This window comes from Cohaesibacter marisflavi, assembly GCF_963665895.2.
GTDB classification, from domain to species: Bacteria; Pseudomonadota; Alphaproteobacteria; order Rhizobiales; family Cohaesibacteraceae; genus Cohaesibacter; species Cohaesibacter marisflavi.
The window spans coordinates 2,579,115-2,592,591 of the sequence record NZ_OY762534.1 but is presented as its reverse complement, the minus strand read 5'-3'; the positions used below and the strand labels follow the sequence as shown (position 1 = coordinate 2,592,591).

The following is a 13,477-nucleotide window of genomic DNA, read 5'->3' as shown; positions in this document are numbered from 1 at the left end:
GGGAGACCGTGAAAGGCTGGCTATACGGGCCTTAGGAAAGCGAACCGTGTTACTCTTCTGATGGGAAGATCAAGGTGTCTTCTTGATCATGTCATGAAGGGACTATCGAAGGCGAGTCGATCCGGGATCGGATCGCCAGAGTTGGCTTGTTTTCTGAGTTGGCTTGTTTTCTGCTTTTCCCCTGCCAACCCGACTGGCGCGATTAATACTCCGGTTCGTGGCAGTTTCAAGATGCGCGTGCAGACATTCATAGTCTGCCAGCAAGGTTGTTGGGGAAATCCGTTTTCCCCAAGAGCAGCTTTGCCCATTTTTACCATTTTCCACGCAGCGGCTGGGATACCTCGCGGCTTTCAACGGAGTTGAAACGATGCAGGTAGGGCCTTTCGAGAAATAATATATCAGTAGTAGATCAGTGGTACTTTTGCTCTTGAATGAGTGATTTGATCATGTCTATAGTGGCCAGATCGGCTCGTGGAGGAATTGTCGGGTCGAGTCCATACACGCGGTCGCCCCATGCGATTGCGCTTAGAGGTAATTAGTTCTGGGAGGAAATAATGAAGCCCTCGATTTTTTCACCCGCCAGCCTTGTGGCTGCTGCGGCAATGACGCTTTGTGTCTCTGCAACCATGCCTGCAAATGCGGCCGATGTGACCATCCGTTGGGGTGACGTCGTTGGCGGATCGCATCCTCAGGTGATGATGATCGACAAGGTTGCAGACATCGTTTCCAAGAAGAGTGATGGCCGGATCGAGATCCAGTCCTTCCCGGGTGGTCAGCTCGGTGGCTCCCGCGACATGATCGAAGCCGTCAGCTCCGGCGTGCAGCATATTGTAACCGAAGGGGCCGCCAACTTCGGCCAGTGGGTGCCATGGATTTCTGTCGTCGAAGCGCCTTTCATCTGGAAGACACCAGAGCAGATGATCTCTGTTCTCAATGGCGAAATGCTTGATGAAATCAACGCACAGCTCGCTCCAGCGGGTATGCATGCCATTTCCGCGCTCTATTACGGTACGCGCCACCTGACCACCAGCGACAAGGAAATCAAGACCGTTGCTGACATGGAAGGCTTCAAGGTTCGCGTACCGCAGAATGATGTGTTTGTGGCCATGGCCAAGGCATGGGGTGCCAAGCCGACGCCGATCAACTTCAATGAGTTGTATCTTGCCCTGCAGCAGGGACTTGTCGATGGTCAGGAAAACCCGCTGCCGACCATCAAGTCCGGCAAGCTGAACGAAGTGCAGAAATACATCATCCTGACCGGCCATATCCGCACGCCGCGTATGGTCGTCGTCAACAATGATTTCTGGATGGGCCTTAGCGAAGAAGACCGCACCATCATCACTGATGCAGTCAAGGAAGCCAGCACCTGGGCCAACGAAGAAATCATGAAGCAGGAAGACAGTCTGATCAGCGAATTCAAGGCCGGTGGCGTCACCGTGATCGAGCCGGACGTTGAGAGCTTCCGCAAGGCTACGGTTGATGCGGTCCCGCCGCTCTTCACAGAAGTTTGGGGTGAAGGCACCTACGAAAAACTCCAGAATATGGAGTAATCCCCCTTCATTCTCCGGTCGGGCGTTCAGTTGAGCGCCCGTCCTCTTCAAGACAATACCGGACACACGCCCCTATCATTTCGCGGGATGGCGCATCCGGTTGAAAAATGTGGCGTGTTCCATTGGCTGCCAGTCAGTCGCCCCGTCAGTCTGATGCTGAAGGATATGCGCCGGATCCGAGGAGGCCATCTTGTTTTCTCTACGCCGTCTCGTCGATGCCATTTTCAAGGTTCTCAGCGGTTTTGCCATCGTGCTGTTCACCTTGTTGTTTGTGGTTGTCATGACGCAGATTATTCTCCGCTATCTCTTCAACTCTCCGCTCGTCTGGAGTGATGAATTTGCACAATATGCCTTTATCTGGCTGTGCTTCATCGGCTGGCTGATGGCGAGCCGCAACAATCAGCATATCGTGATTACCACCGTGATCGGGCGGCTTTCGGAAAGCAACCGCAAGATCATGCTGTTCTTCATCGAAATTGCGGCGATCATCTTCTCTTGCGTCATGCTCTATGAGGGCTATGCCATCACCTTGCGCAACGTCACGGTGAGCACGGCAAGTCTGTTTTTCCCTTTTGCCGTGGTCTACGCCATCGTACCGGTTTTCGCCGCTGTGGCCATTCTGGTTTCTCTGGTCAAGATACTCGACCTATTTGTACCTGAAGCAGCCCAAGAGGCTTCAGAGAACGGGGAGGCGCGCTCATGACTGAAACCATGTTCATGATCCTGCCGATCTGGTTCATCGCCATCATCATCGGCGTCCCGCTCTATCTTGCCATCAGTCTGGCCGGTACGGCCTTCATTGTCATCAATGGGATTCCCGCGCTTGCCGTGCCACAGAAAATCGTCATGGCTGCCAATTCCTTCCCGCTTCTGGCTGCGCCTTTCTTTATTTTGATGGGCAACGTTATGAACTATTCTGGTGTCACGACCCGTCTTTTCCGCTTCGTCTCGGTTATTTCGAGCTGGATGCGGGGCGGGCTCGCGCACGCCAACATTATCGCCAGTGTGGTGTTCGCCGGTATGAGCGGATCTGCGGTTGCCGATGCTGGCGGGCTGGGCGCGCTCGAAATCAAGGCGATGAAGGATGCTGGCTATCGGTCTGATCTGGCGGTTGCCGTTACGTCTGCTTCGGCCACCATCGGGCCGATTCTTCCGCCAAGTCTGCCCATGGTGATCTATGGTGTGACGGCAGAAGCCTCGATCGGGTCACTGTTCGTTGGCGCTATCGTGCCAGGCCTTTTGATGGCGCTGGCGCTGATGGTGACGGTTCGGGCTATTGCCAAACGTCATAATCTGCCTCGGGACAAGTTCCCCGGGCTGTGTGAGGTTGGCCGGGCCTTCTGTGATGCCTTCTTTGCCTTGATGACGCCGGTCATTCTGCTCGGCGGCATCATGTCGGGTGTCTTCACCCCAACCGAGGCCGCGGTTGTTGCGGCAGCCTACGCGCTGGTGGTCGGTGGCCTCGTCTATCGCGATTTCAGCCTTTCCGATCTGCCTCAGGTTATTCTCAGCACGGTTCAGACCACCGGTCTGGTGATGGCGCTGGTGATGACTGCCGGCCTGCTCGGCTGGGCGCTTTCAGTTGCCCGTATTCCCTTCATGGTCGGTTCTCTGTTGGCAGACGTTTCGCATAACCCATTGATCTTCCTTTTGATCGTCAACATCTCATTGCTGGTTGTCGGGCTTTTCATGGAAGCTATCGCGGCGATGCTGATCCTCATCCCGATCTTCGTGCCTGTGGCCATGGCCAATGGCATCGACCCGACCCAGTTCGGGGTGCTGTTCGTGCTCAATCTGATGATCGGCACAATCACGCCACCGGTGGGGGTCGTGCTGTTTCTGACCGCATCAATTGCTGATGTGCCGCCTGAGCGGGCTATCCGGGCGATGATCCCGTTCCTGATCCCTCTGATCGTGGTTCTGGGGGCGGTTACCTGCATTCCGAGCCTCACGACCTGGTTGCCCCATCTTCTGGGGTTGGGGGGCTAGGCTTTCGAACCTTGTCGCCAGACCTTGTCATGCTTTGGTCTGGCGGCTCATGATGTCCCCGCCTGTCGGGATTGACCCGGCTGTTTCGAATGGGTAACTAGATACGCGAATGACCCAATGATGTTTGGCCTTCATGCTCCTCTGCTAAGAATCTGAAATGGTGCGTCAGGGTCCCGGAACAAGCAGACCATGAAGCTTAGTGACAAAGCCTACGAAAAATTCAAACACCATCTGATGATGGGGGACCTAAAACCCGGCCAGTTCATTTCGCAACGCGAACTGGCGACAATGACCGGTGTCCCTCTTGCGCCTGTGCGGGAGGCTTTGTTGCGCCTAGAGCTGGAAGGGGTTGTCCAGATCGCTCCGCAGCGTGGCATCCAGATCGTCGAAGTGAGCTTGCGGTTCATTCGCGACACCTATCAGTTACGCATGATGATCGAGAAGGAAGCGGCCGCCAAATTCGCAGGCAACGCCAGCGAAGCCATGATCAGCCAGCTGCGTGAGGTTCATAGGTCGGTTATTGCACGCGTCGATGAGGTGGGGCCCAGCGATAATCTTTTGAAAGATGCGCAAGGCATAGATGACAGCCTTCACGACACCATTGTGTCTTCGCTCGGCAATGAGTTGGTCGACTGGCTTTATGCGATGAATAATCAGCGCATCCAGTTGATCCGGCTGGCCCACGGACATCTGACGCTCATAACACCGGGCACCTTCCGTCAGGTGATGACCGAGCATATGGCCATTATTGAAGCGCTGGAAAGCCACGACCCTGACGCCGCTGCCTCTGCTATCGAGAAGCATCTGACAGCTGCGCTGCATCGGGCGCTGGGGCTTTAGGCTCCGGCATTCTTGCTATTTGCGGCATTCCGATTGTCAGTCTGGTGCTCTGATGGGCCTCACTCAGGTCCCGGCTCTATGGTATTTCTGCCAAAAATCCCCGTTGCAAAAGTCTGGTTGCAACGGGAAGATGTTCTTTGTTGCTTCTGATACCTAGCAGATGCGGTTGGTCTCGATCCCGAGGATCTGGGCAATCGCTTCGATCTCGGCTCCCTTGTGGCCGACCCCGATAGCGCAATGGTGCGCCGGGCCGCCAAGGCTCCAGGTCTTCGTGAAGGCCTTTGCCCCGATGGGGAAGCTGTAGTTGGAATTGGTGTTGCCTATATCCAGCACGTCACCGGCAACCGACTGCCCTTCAGCATATTGCAGCACCACTTCTCCTGTGCGCTTCTCCACCACGGACAGGAAGGTGACCGGCCCATTGGCAACGGACATCTGAATGGAAACACCCTTGCCCGGCTTGCCGTGATAGACCGGAAGCTCGACCAGCTTGACCTCTCCTTCGGCGATTTTCGGATGTGCCGGACCATCATGGCCCCACTGCACCAGATCTTCGTCGAAATTCATGCCATAGGGCTCTGAGAAGGAGCCACCTGCACCGAGAAGGCTCATGATCTTCATCGCCAGAACATTCTTGATCTCGCCTTCTCCGGCAACTGGCACATTGCGGGCCGTGAGCAGGGTGTTGCCCAGAATGACCGAGGTGATGATATTCTCTTCAGGCGATGCCGGGCGGCCTTCATAATAGTAGGCCATGGCCCCCAGTCCATGTTCGTCAACCAGCCGATCAAGCGCGCAGGACGTAACGACGGCGCGGTCCACTTCGGCAGGATCGCAGCTATCCTCGACCTTCATCACTGCGTGCAGCTCTTCAACCTTGGCTTTCTTCTGTTCTGGCGTTACGGCGTTGCGATATTCGAGCAACTCGCACATTTCCAGAATGTCAAAGCGGATGCCAAGGCGGGAAGACAGGTTGGTGACGTCCGAATAGGTGTCATACATGCCTTGGAAATTATGCCCCAGAATGCCGACATTGGTGGTGCCAAGAGCCTTTACCGTCTTGAGCGCAGAGATATAGGCATAGATCTCGTTCCAGCTTGCTTCATCATCAAGATAGCCCACCACCATTTCATATGGAATGGCTGCGCGATTGAAGACATTGGCCAGTTCTGGTGCCGTGCAAGCCTGACAATGGGCAAGCCATTGACCCGTGCGGATGCCGCGATCTTCCACACTATTGATTTCATTGACTGGAACGCGGGTTTGCGGCTGCAAGGCAAGAACAAGAACCGGTTTGGCGATATGCTGCACCAGCGGCAGGATGGAGCCGCTTTTCGCGTAGGTCGTGATATAAAGCACAAGGGCATCGACGGACGCGTTACGAAACTGGTCTTCCACGCCTTCGCTCATTTCTACGCTGTCAACCAGACCTCCATTGACAATTTCCACGCCGGATTTGGCGATATTCTGGCCAACCTGATCGAGATAGCCTTCCAGTTGTGCCTTGAGGCCGTCAAACTGGGGCCAGTAGGTATCGAGGCCAATACCGAATACGCCTAGCTTGAGGTTTGTCATGTGAAATTCTCCAGATAATTAATTGCTTTGCTATGAGCAGAGACGGCCCTGCTACTGCGACCGTCTCCTTGGCGCGGGACTTAGGCGAGGTAGAAGACCTCAGTGAGCGGGATGCAAACCGGCGAGTCATCGGGGTTGGTTTCCATGATATCGGCCATATAGCTCCACCATTTCTGAACGATTTCCTCTGCCCCGAGATCAGCGGCTCCAGCCTCGCCGGAGACCTTCTGAACCGCGAACAGCTCGTTGGTCGTTTCGTCGAAATAGATGGCGTAGTCGGAGATGCCTGCGTCCTTGAGCAGTTTGACCAGCTCTGGCCAGATCTCTGCGTGGCGGCGCTGATAGTCCTTGGCAACATCGCCAATCAGCTTCATCTTGAATGCTTCGCGTTTCATGAGATCCTCCTAGTTGGCCGCAATGCCGATAACGATGGTGGAGCAGATGATGACCCCCATGCCTGCATACTGGACACGCCGGGTGATTGCGCTGCTGCCGACCCATTCTTTCATCAGGAAGCCGAACAGGCCGCCGCAGAAGACGAGAAGGGACATATGAAGGGTCCAGCTGATGAAGCCGAGATTGGACCCGACCATCTGAACATGCCCCCAGCCATAGAAGAAGAACTGCAGATACCAGATCACGCCACCAGCCATTGACAGAAGTGTATTGCGAACCAGACCGCTGCGATCCTGGCGGATTTTCTGGACCGTATTGTTCTGGCGGGCCTTGTAGATGCAGTAAACGGCGTTGGTGGTGAAGCCGCCCAGCATAATGATCACGTAACTTGGCATGATCTGGTAAAGCGGATCGACACCCAGTTCGACCGCCAGATTCTGCATCGGCTGGCCTGCTTCGATGGCAAAGGCCATGAAGGCACTCAGCACACCGCAGATAACTGCGATAATGATGCCCTTCTTGAGGTTGAATTCGTCGCTTTTCTCGCCGGTTTCCGCTTCCTTGCGTCGTCCAGCCTGAGAGCATACGAAGATGCCGACCACGGCCAGAAGAACACCGCCCAGAGCGATCAAGCCTGAGGTCGTCGAGACAAAATGCCCGATTTGACCATCGACGATGGGGGGCATGAGGGTTCCGACAACAAGCGTAATGCCGATAGCCACGCCATAGCCGACCGACAGGCCCAGATATCGCATGGTCATGCCGAAGGTCAGGCCACCAATGCCCCACAGCGCACCCAGAAGATAGGTTTTGATCAAAACGCTGGCTGGAATGGCCGCATAAAAGGCTCCCAAGTCTGGCAAAAGCAGGCTAGATATCAAAATTGGCATGATGATCCAGGATGCTATGCCATTGAGAAACCAAGAGGCTTCCCACTCCCAGTTTCTGACCAGAGAGATCGGAATGTAGAATGAGGAAGCCGCCAGGGCTCCCAGCAAGTGATAGAATATCCCCAGATTAGCCGAGTATTCCATTTCCCATTTTCCTCGCAACATATGACAGGGTCGCAGAGACAAGGGATTAGCAGACGGACATAGCATCCACGCTTTCCGAAAAGCCGCAATTACAAGAATAGGCCTTTAGGATGGTTGCTTTCTGCGATTTATTGCTGCGGCCGACTGGCCAAAAGACAAGACTTCCCTGTTGGTGCCTGTGTTTGCACAAGCCCGTCTGCCTTTATGACGTGCGGCTGCCGGATTAAATCACGCCAGATTTCATTCTGCTAAGTTCCTCCCACGAACTGTATCGCATCTATTTTTGATAGCTCGCAGAACTCCATTCCCAAACTGCGAGCTGGGTAAAGCTTACGCATCTCGATGCTCCGGAATAATAAGTATTACTACTAATTATGTTTTCCAAAATGATCCATATGATATCAAAAATGATTTTGGGGAGGATCGATGCGGAACTATTTTGTCTATTTGCCGGACAATGGATTGTGCGATGCATGGCGATGCACCGCGATCTCCATGGGGCACACGGTCATTCCACCCGGCAGCATCTATCCGCCGCGCAGGCACCCCGATGATCATCATCTTGATTGGCGTAACGGGCGTATTTTGCAGGCCTATCAGATCGTCTATATCAGCGCAGGGCAGGGAACCTTTGAATATGGGCCCGAGCACACCAGAGTGGCGATCCAGACGGGAGATATATTTGTGCTCTTCCCCGGGGAGTGGCATCGCTATGAGCCTGACCCGACCACGGGCTGGACTGAAAACTGGATTGAATGCAAGAGCGCAGCTTATGATAGCTTGACGGAGAAAGGGCTGTTATCGCCCGATCGTCCCGTGATGCATAGCAATGGGCACATTTCAGACCTTTTCGTGCGAATTCATCAACTGGCCCTGGAAGGGGCAACAGACAATCAGGCGCTTTTGTCCACGCTGGCGCTTTCGCTTCTGTCGTTGTTGGCGCGTCCTCGCGAGGAGGTGTCGCGCAAATACGAACAAATCGTCGACGCGGTGCGGATGTATCTGCTTGAGCACCACACACAAGTGTTGGATATGGATGAGCTGGCTCGCCATTTCGGCATCAGCTATTCCTATCTGAGACGGTTGTTCCGTGAGCAGACCGGTGTATCAATCAAGCAGTTCCAACTCAATATCCGGCTTCAGAGAGGCTGCGATTTCCTGATCAATACCGACAAGTCGATCAAGGAAATTTCCTCTCTTCTCGGCTTTGCCAATACATTCCATTTCTCGAAGTTTTTCAGCAAAGAAAAAGGGATGTCTCCAACGGAGTGGCGGAAAAGAAGATAGAGCCTTGGACGGCGTTCACCTTTGGCAATTGAGCAATTTTCATCAGTCCATTTGCAGCGCAGCACGGGTCTGCGTTGCAAATGGTGTGATCAGACAAGCGCCTTCAACCGTTTTTCGATGGGCCCGACGGTCACAAAACCAGAGCTGGTTTTTATTTGAATTCTTTCACGTCGATCCAGAGCACTGCGTCTTGTGAAAGTTCCTTGCCTTCGTGCTCGGTTTCCGGACCTGAGCCGAGGCAGGCAAAACCCCATTTTCCGGCATAGGGTAGTCCGAAAGTAAAGACGCCATTGGGGCCTGTCATCGCCACGAGAGCACTTGCCGGAACTGGGCCGTTTGCATTCTCGGAAAAGGCATTCTGCTCGATATCGACTTCGGGATTGATATATTCTATTTCACACTCCACCCCGGCGGCGGGCTTTCCCTGTGAGAGAAGTTGACCGCTAAAGGTGCCGCCAACAAAATTCTGATAGGGTTTGTTCAGGGGCACGATTTCGGTGGCAAGCCCTAAAGGTTCGTTCCAGTCCGTTGGCATGGCCTTGTTGACATAGCTTTTGGTGATCTGCTGGATATAGATGTCTTCGCTTTCCTCATAATAGGGCGCAGGCGTCAGGGCGAAAATATAGTCGCCGTTTCGCTTGATGGCATAGCTGCTCTCGTAGGCCTTGGCTTCATTGTGCGCACCTCTCCATTCTATGGGAGACAGCGTGGGGAGCAGATCGGTCTTCTTTCCTTTGAAATAGACATCAAATGCTTCTGGTTGCCCCATGTCCATGGTGTGGCCATTCTCCATAGGGTGCCCGAAAACGAGTTTGATGGGAATTTCTTCCGGATTTTCCAGCATTGTCTTTGGTGTGTAGAGCAGTTGGAAATGGGCCTGTGCCGTGGAGGAAAGCGCAAAGGTGGCGATGGCCATGCTGAGAAATATCTTGTTCATATGTGTTTGCTCCTTTGAGAAAGGGAGTTGAAGACATCGATGCTGCCCGGAAAGCCGGATTTGCCGGTATAAGGCCGGTGGGGCTGGACCACACTCAAGCGACACTCCAGACTGTGTTGCATAGGCGCACAAATCCGGTTGGCTCTCTTGGAAATGCCGAGAGCCATTGAAGATAGTCAGATTTTCTTGGGTGATCGCAGCCCGGGTTGGCGGATGTCTTATCGAGGCAGTGGGGCTTTATTCGACGATATCATTTCCGTCGATTTCGATTGCGTGTCCCGGACCCGCATCGAACAGAACCTTGTATTCTCCATCAGGTTTGTCGAACTCGAATTCGCTATTCTCGTCCATCTTGCCTTCGAAGATAGGCGCCTCGGAACTGTCGAGCACCTTCATGGTCACGCCCGAAGCTGAAGAGCCATCCGAAAAGCCGCCTTCACACAACACGGTCCCGTCTCCGTTGTCGTAGCAAGAGCAAAGGGGCGTATGGGCAAAAGAAACACTGGTCATGGCAAGAAATGCCAGAGCAGAAAACGCGGTGAGTTGTTTCATGTCAGTAAATTCCGTAACTGTGGCAGTTTGACGCAGAATAAAAATATAGAAATATTCAAAAGTATTTGCCCGGCGCTTCTTTTGAATCGTTCTATTCTGTTATTTGAAAGAAAAGTTGAGTTTTTCTTTCAATTTTTACTTTATTCAGGTGAGGCCTTGTTGTAAATAGTAATCATTCGCAATCTCATAGCGGACCCGCCGAAGTGACCGGATCGGATGGCCTGCCAATATGGGGTCTATTCCTACAAGTTGGTGCCTCGACATGACCGTTAATACGTCTCTTAAAAACCTATCCAAATACTTGTCTCTAAACGATATATTGCCCGGCGAACTGGTGCTGATCCGGCGCCACAATGCCACCGGCGCGGTGCGACAGCGCTTTTTGGACCTTGGCTTGATGCCAAATGCCAAAGTACAGGTCGTGCGGGCTGCCCCGCTCAACGATCCCATCGAGCTCCGTCTTGGTGCCACAGACATCACCCTGCGCAGACGTGAAGCTGCCACAATTGAAGTCTGTGAGGATGCCAATGACCAGTGAGATCACCATTGCCTTAACTGGGCAGCAAAATGCGGGAAAATCGACGCTTTTCAATAGCCTGACAGGCGCGCGCCAGCATGTTGCAAACTATCCCGGTGTGACGGTCGACAAGAAATACGGGCGGTATGTTTACAAGGGCGTTTCAGTGGTCGCCGTAGACCTGCCCGGGACCTATAGCCTCACCTCTTTTTCGCTCGAGGAAAGGGTTGCGCGGGACTATCTTTTGCGGGAGCGACCAGATGTCGCGGTCAATATTGTGGATGCCTCCAATCTGCAACGCTCGCTCCATCTCACTATTCAGCTTCTGGAGATGGGGCTTCCCCTCGTGCTGGTGCTCAACATGATGGATGTGGCAACAGACCGAGGAGTGACAATCGATACAGATGCGCTTGAAGAGCGTTTGGGGCAGCCGGTGATCGAAACAATTGGCAGCCGTGGACGAGGGCGTGACGCGCTGCGTGATGCGGTTCTGGTGCGCGCGGCCAATGTCCAACTGCCTGATGTCCCCGTGGACTACGAAGCTCTTGAAGCCCCCATTTCCGAGCTTGCTGCCTACTTGGAAAGGCAGGTTGACGAGTGGAGGGTTCCTGTTCGATGGCTCGCCCTGAAGCTGTTGGAGCAGGACAGTCAGGCTCGGATTTTGATTGAGGAGAACGCAGAAGCCTCAGCAAGCGAGGAGATTCTGGGCTTTGCCCAAGCCCTGTCGGAAAGGTTTGAGACGACAAAGGGCATCAGCGTCTCGGACCATATTGTTGCAAGTCGAGATTCTCATATCGCCGAACTGCTGGATGGTGTTGTTGTTTTGAACGAAAGCGGCAAGGAGTCCCTGACAAGCCGCATAGATCGCGTTGTATTGAATCGGTGGGCGGCGCCGCTCTTTCTCATCCTGACTGTTTATCTCATCTATCAGATCTCCATTGTCTGGGGATATGAACTGACCAACTACACCTGGCCCTATTTGGCGCGGTTTCGTGAGCTGGTTGCCGGATTGCTCCCAAGCGCGGGCTTTCTTGAAGATCCTTATGTGCGGGCCTTGGGCTTGTGGCTGGTTGATTCTGCCAACACCTTGCTCAACTATGTCCCTATTTTCCTGATCCTGTTTGCATTGATCGCCATTCTGGAAGATTCCGGCTATATGGCGCGGATTGCCTTTATTCTCGACAAGGTGCTGCATCGCTTTGGATTGCATGGCCAAAGCACGCTGCCGCTGATTCTTGGTGGGGTTTTTGCCGGGGGATGCGCCGTACCCGGTGTGATGGCAACCAAGGGGATTCCGGATAATCGGGCGCGTATGGCGACAATTTTTGCCGTACCATTCATGAATTGTTTGGCCAAGGTGCCGCTCTATACGTTGCTGCTGAGCATTTTCTTCGTCGAACACAAGTCGCTGATGATGTTTTACATCTCAACCATGACGGTCATCTTTGCGCTTCTTGTTTCCAAACTCCTGACAACGACGGTTCTTAAAGGGCATGAAACCTCACCTTTTGTTATGGAGTTGCCTGCCTATCATGCGCCCACGGCTTGGGGCGTCGTCCAGCGCTCACTGGAACGCACCTGGATCTACATCAAGAAGGTGGGAACCATTGTTATCGCGGTGGCTATCGTTGTTTTCACCCTTTTGCAGTTTCCCGGATTGTCGCAGGACCGCATGGCGCATTTCAAAGCCGAAGGCTTGGGAGCCATCATCGGCTTTCAGGAAAGCATGGCGGACAACGCCTACAAAGCCCTGTCCAGTGATGAAAATCTTGTCGCTCTGGTCAACTATTACAATGACTATAAACGCGCCAAGCTGAATGCGAGCGGGGCGGCTGGGTCAAAGGCTGTCAATGATGCGTTTAAAAAGCGCAATGCAGACTTTTACCCTCTTGTGAGACCCCCGAAAGGAGATCAGGACGCCAAGGCCGGCGGTCTAGCGCTTAAAAGGCTGGTCAATGCGCGCAAGTCATTGCGGCGGGAAATGAAGGAAGAACGTATTACGAGGTCTTTCCTCGGTGCTATCGGGCGGTCAATGGAATCTGTGACACAGTTTGCCGGCTTCGACTGGAAGATCAATGTAGCGCTCCTGTCCTCTTTTGCTGCGCGTGAAAGTTCGGTTGCCACACTTGGTGTGCTCTTTCAGCAAGATGAAGATCAGAATGCCTCTCTGGAACAGCGCATGGGGCAGGAGACCAAGGCGGGAGGGGCAACGGCTTTGCTGGCTGCCTCGATGATCCTGTTCTTTGCCCTCTATCCCCCCTGTCTTGCAACGACCGTCATGGTGAGGGTCCAGACCGGATCTTATTTATGGATGCTGTTCTCAATTCTGTTTCCCACCGTGTTGGGGCTGACGGTTTCAAGCCTTGTTTTCACACTGGGGACATGGATGAACATCTCCGGTATCCAGATGATGACAGGAATATATCTTGCCGCTCTTGCTTTGTTGATTCTGGTGGGCGTTTTGGGAGAAAGGCGAGACGCTCGCTTTGATCGCAAATCGGTCATTCAGACAGGAGCAGGATGATGCAGGAACAGACGGAGGGCGCAGCTTCCCGACTACTGGAAAGCACCGATATTTTTTCATGGGACGCTCTGCTGCTTGGCCTTTGTGTGGTTGCAGCCATCGCATATCTCTATGTCAAACTCTGGCGAAAACGCGGGGTATGTGATGGATGCCCTTCCAACTCCGGCAATGGATGTCCTTCCTGTTCCGCAAGGCCAGTCATCTTCAACACCGATCCTCTTCCCACAAATAGTGAGAGGAACGAGAAAGACGATCCTTGACCTTTATTATTGATGG

13 protein-coding genes are annotated in these 13,477 nt (G+C 53.6%); 8 read left to right on the top strand and 5 right to left on the bottom strand.

Going from position 1 to position 13,477, the window contains the following annotated elements:
* The first annotated feature begins 554 nt into the window (after window positions 1-554).
* The 4 genes from ACKPCT_RS12815 (at window position 555) to ACKPCT_RS12800 (ending at window position 4,379) form a co-directional block, all read left to right on the top strand.
* The gene (locus tag ACKPCT_RS12815; RefSeq protein WP_319567073.1) at window positions 555-1,550 is read left to right on the top strand and encodes a sialic acid TRAP transporter substrate-binding protein SiaP; all 996 of its coding nucleotides are present in this window, start codon (window positions 555-557) and stop codon (window positions 1,548-1,550) included.
* 190 nt (window positions 1,551-1,740) lie between these two features.
* Window positions 1,741-2,253: a TRAP transporter small permease gene (locus ACKPCT_RS12810; protein WP_090071233.1), complete on the top strand. Its 513-nt coding sequence runs from the start codon at window positions 1,741-1,743 to the stop codon at window positions 2,251-2,253.
* Window positions 2,250-3,539 (top strand): TRAP transporter large permease, encoded by a 1,290-nt coding sequence (locus ACKPCT_RS12805; protein ID WP_319567072.1) that lies wholly within the window; start codon window positions 2,250-2,252, stop codon window positions 3,537-3,539. Before ACKPCT_RS12810 ends, ACKPCT_RS12805 begins: the two co-directional genes overlap by 4 nt.
* 189 nt (window positions 3,540-3,728) lie before the next feature.
* A complete protein-coding gene (locus tag ACKPCT_RS12800; RefSeq protein WP_090071229.1) occupies window positions 3,729-4,379 on the top strand; it encodes a GntR family transcriptional regulator in 651 nt (216 codons plus the stop codon).
* Window positions 4,380-4,532: 153 nt separating this feature from the next.
* Here the strand turns inward: ACKPCT_RS12800 and ACKPCT_RS12795 are convergent, their stop codons facing one another.
* The 3 genes from ACKPCT_RS12795 to ACKPCT_RS12785 form a co-directional block, all read right to left on the bottom strand.
* Complete coding sequence (locus ACKPCT_RS12795; protein ID WP_319567071.1) at window positions 4,533-5,954, bottom strand: L-fucose/L-arabinose isomerase family protein; 1,422 nt, start codon at window positions 5,952-5,954, stop codon at window positions 4,533-4,535.
* An 80-nt stretch (window positions 5,955-6,034) separates the two neighbouring features.
* Window positions 6,035-6,349: an L-rhamnose mutarotase gene (rhaM, locus tag ACKPCT_RS12790; RefSeq protein ID WP_090071226.1), complete on the bottom strand. Its 315-nt coding sequence runs from the start codon at window positions 6,347-6,349 to the stop codon at window positions 6,035-6,037.
* Window positions 6,350-6,358: 9 nt separating this feature from the next.
* Window positions 6,359-7,384 (bottom strand): L-rhamnose/proton symporter RhaT, encoded by a 1,026-nt coding sequence (locus tag ACKPCT_RS12785; RefSeq protein ID WP_319567070.1) that lies wholly within the window; start codon window positions 7,382-7,384, stop codon window positions 6,359-6,361.
* A gap of 426 nt (window positions 7,385-7,810) precedes the next feature.
* On the opposite strand from ACKPCT_RS12785, the gene ACKPCT_RS12780 reads away from it, so the two are divergent.
* Window positions 7,811-8,671, top strand: a complete 861-nt coding sequence (locus ACKPCT_RS12780; RefSeq protein ID WP_090071222.1) for a helix-turn-helix domain-containing protein — start codon at window positions 7,811-7,813, stop codon at window positions 8,669-8,671.
* A 151-nt stretch (window positions 8,672-8,822) separates the two neighbouring features.
* On the opposite strand, the gene ACKPCT_RS12775 is transcribed toward ACKPCT_RS12780, so the two are convergent.
* Window positions 8,823-9,608: a DUF4198 domain-containing protein gene (locus ACKPCT_RS12775; RefSeq protein ID WP_090071220.1), complete on the bottom strand. Its 786-nt coding sequence runs from the start codon at window positions 9,606-9,608 to the stop codon at window positions 8,823-8,825.
* Window positions 9,609-9,845: 237 nt separating this feature from the next.
* Window positions 9,846-10,160: a hypothetical protein gene (locus ACKPCT_RS12770; RefSeq protein ID WP_090071218.1), complete on the bottom strand. Its 315-nt coding sequence runs from the start codon at window positions 10,158-10,160 to the stop codon at window positions 9,846-9,848.
* A gap of 262 nt (window positions 10,161-10,422) precedes the next feature.
* Between ACKPCT_RS12770 and ACKPCT_RS12765 the strand changes: the two genes are divergently transcribed.
* Genes ACKPCT_RS12765 through ACKPCT_RS12755 form a run of 3 tightly spaced genes read left to right on the top strand, consistent with a single transcriptional unit; the run spans window position 10,423 to window position 13,461 of the window.
* Window positions 10,423-10,698, top strand: coding sequence for a FeoA family protein (locus ACKPCT_RS12765; RefSeq protein ID WP_090071216.1), 276 nt, complete (start codon window positions 10,423-10,425; stop codon window positions 10,696-10,698).
* A complete protein-coding gene (gene feoB, locus ACKPCT_RS12760; protein WP_319567069.1) occupies window positions 10,688-13,201 on the top strand; it encodes a ferrous iron transport protein B in 2,514 nt (837 codons plus the stop codon). Before ACKPCT_RS12765 ends, feoB begins: the two co-directional genes overlap by 11 nt.
* Window positions 13,198-13,461 (top strand): hypothetical protein, encoded by a 264-nt coding sequence (locus ACKPCT_RS12755; RefSeq protein ID WP_319567068.1) that lies wholly within the window; start codon window positions 13,198-13,200, stop codon window positions 13,459-13,461. The genes feoB and ACKPCT_RS12755 overlap by 4 nt, the downstream gene beginning before the upstream one ends.
* The last annotated feature ends 16 nt before the right edge of the window (window positions 13,462-13,477 follow it).

Coding starts and splice junctions, on each gene's coding strand:
- ACKPCT_RS12785 (WP_319567070.1), bottom strand. CDS start 7,384: ATGGAATACTCGGCTAATCTGGGGATATTCTATCACTTGCTGGGAGCC.
- ACKPCT_RS12780 (WP_090071222.1), top strand. CDS start 7,811: ATGCGGAACTATTTTGTCTATTTGCCGGACAATGGATTGTGCGATGCA.
- ACKPCT_RS12805 (WP_319567072.1), top strand. CDS start 2,250: ATGACTGAAACCATGTTCATGATCCTGCCGATCTGGTTCATCGCCATC.
- ACKPCT_RS12765 (WP_090071216.1), top strand. CDS start 10,423: ATGACCGTTAATACGTCTCTTAAAAACCTATCCAAATACTTGTCTCTA.
- ACKPCT_RS12795 (WP_319567071.1), bottom strand. CDS start 5,954: ATGACAAACCTCAAGCTAGGCGTATTCGGTATTGGCCTCGATACCTAC.
- ACKPCT_RS12800 (WP_090071229.1), top strand. CDS start 3,729: ATGAAGCTTAGTGACAAAGCCTACGAAAAATTCAAACACCATCTGATG.
- feoB (WP_319567069.1), top strand. CDS start 10,688: ATGACCAGTGAGATCACCATTGCCTTAACTGGGCAGCAAAATGCGGGA.
- ACKPCT_RS12770 (WP_090071218.1), bottom strand. CDS start 10,160: ATGAAACAACTCACCGCGTTTTCTGCTCTGGCATTTCTTGCCATGACC.
- ACKPCT_RS12775 (WP_090071220.1), bottom strand. CDS start 9,608: ATGAACAAGATATTTCTCAGCATGGCCATCGCCACCTTTGCGCTTTCC.
- rhaM (WP_090071226.1), bottom strand. CDS start 6,349: ATGAAACGCGAAGCATTCAAGATGAAGCTGATTGGCGATGTTGCCAAG.
- ACKPCT_RS12755 (WP_319567068.1), top strand. CDS start 13,198: ATGATGCAGGAACAGACGGAGGGCGCAGCTTCCCGACTACTGGAAAGC.
- ACKPCT_RS12815 (WP_319567073.1), top strand. CDS start 555: ATGAAGCCCTCGATTTTTTCACCCGCCAGCCTTGTGGCTGCTGCGGCA.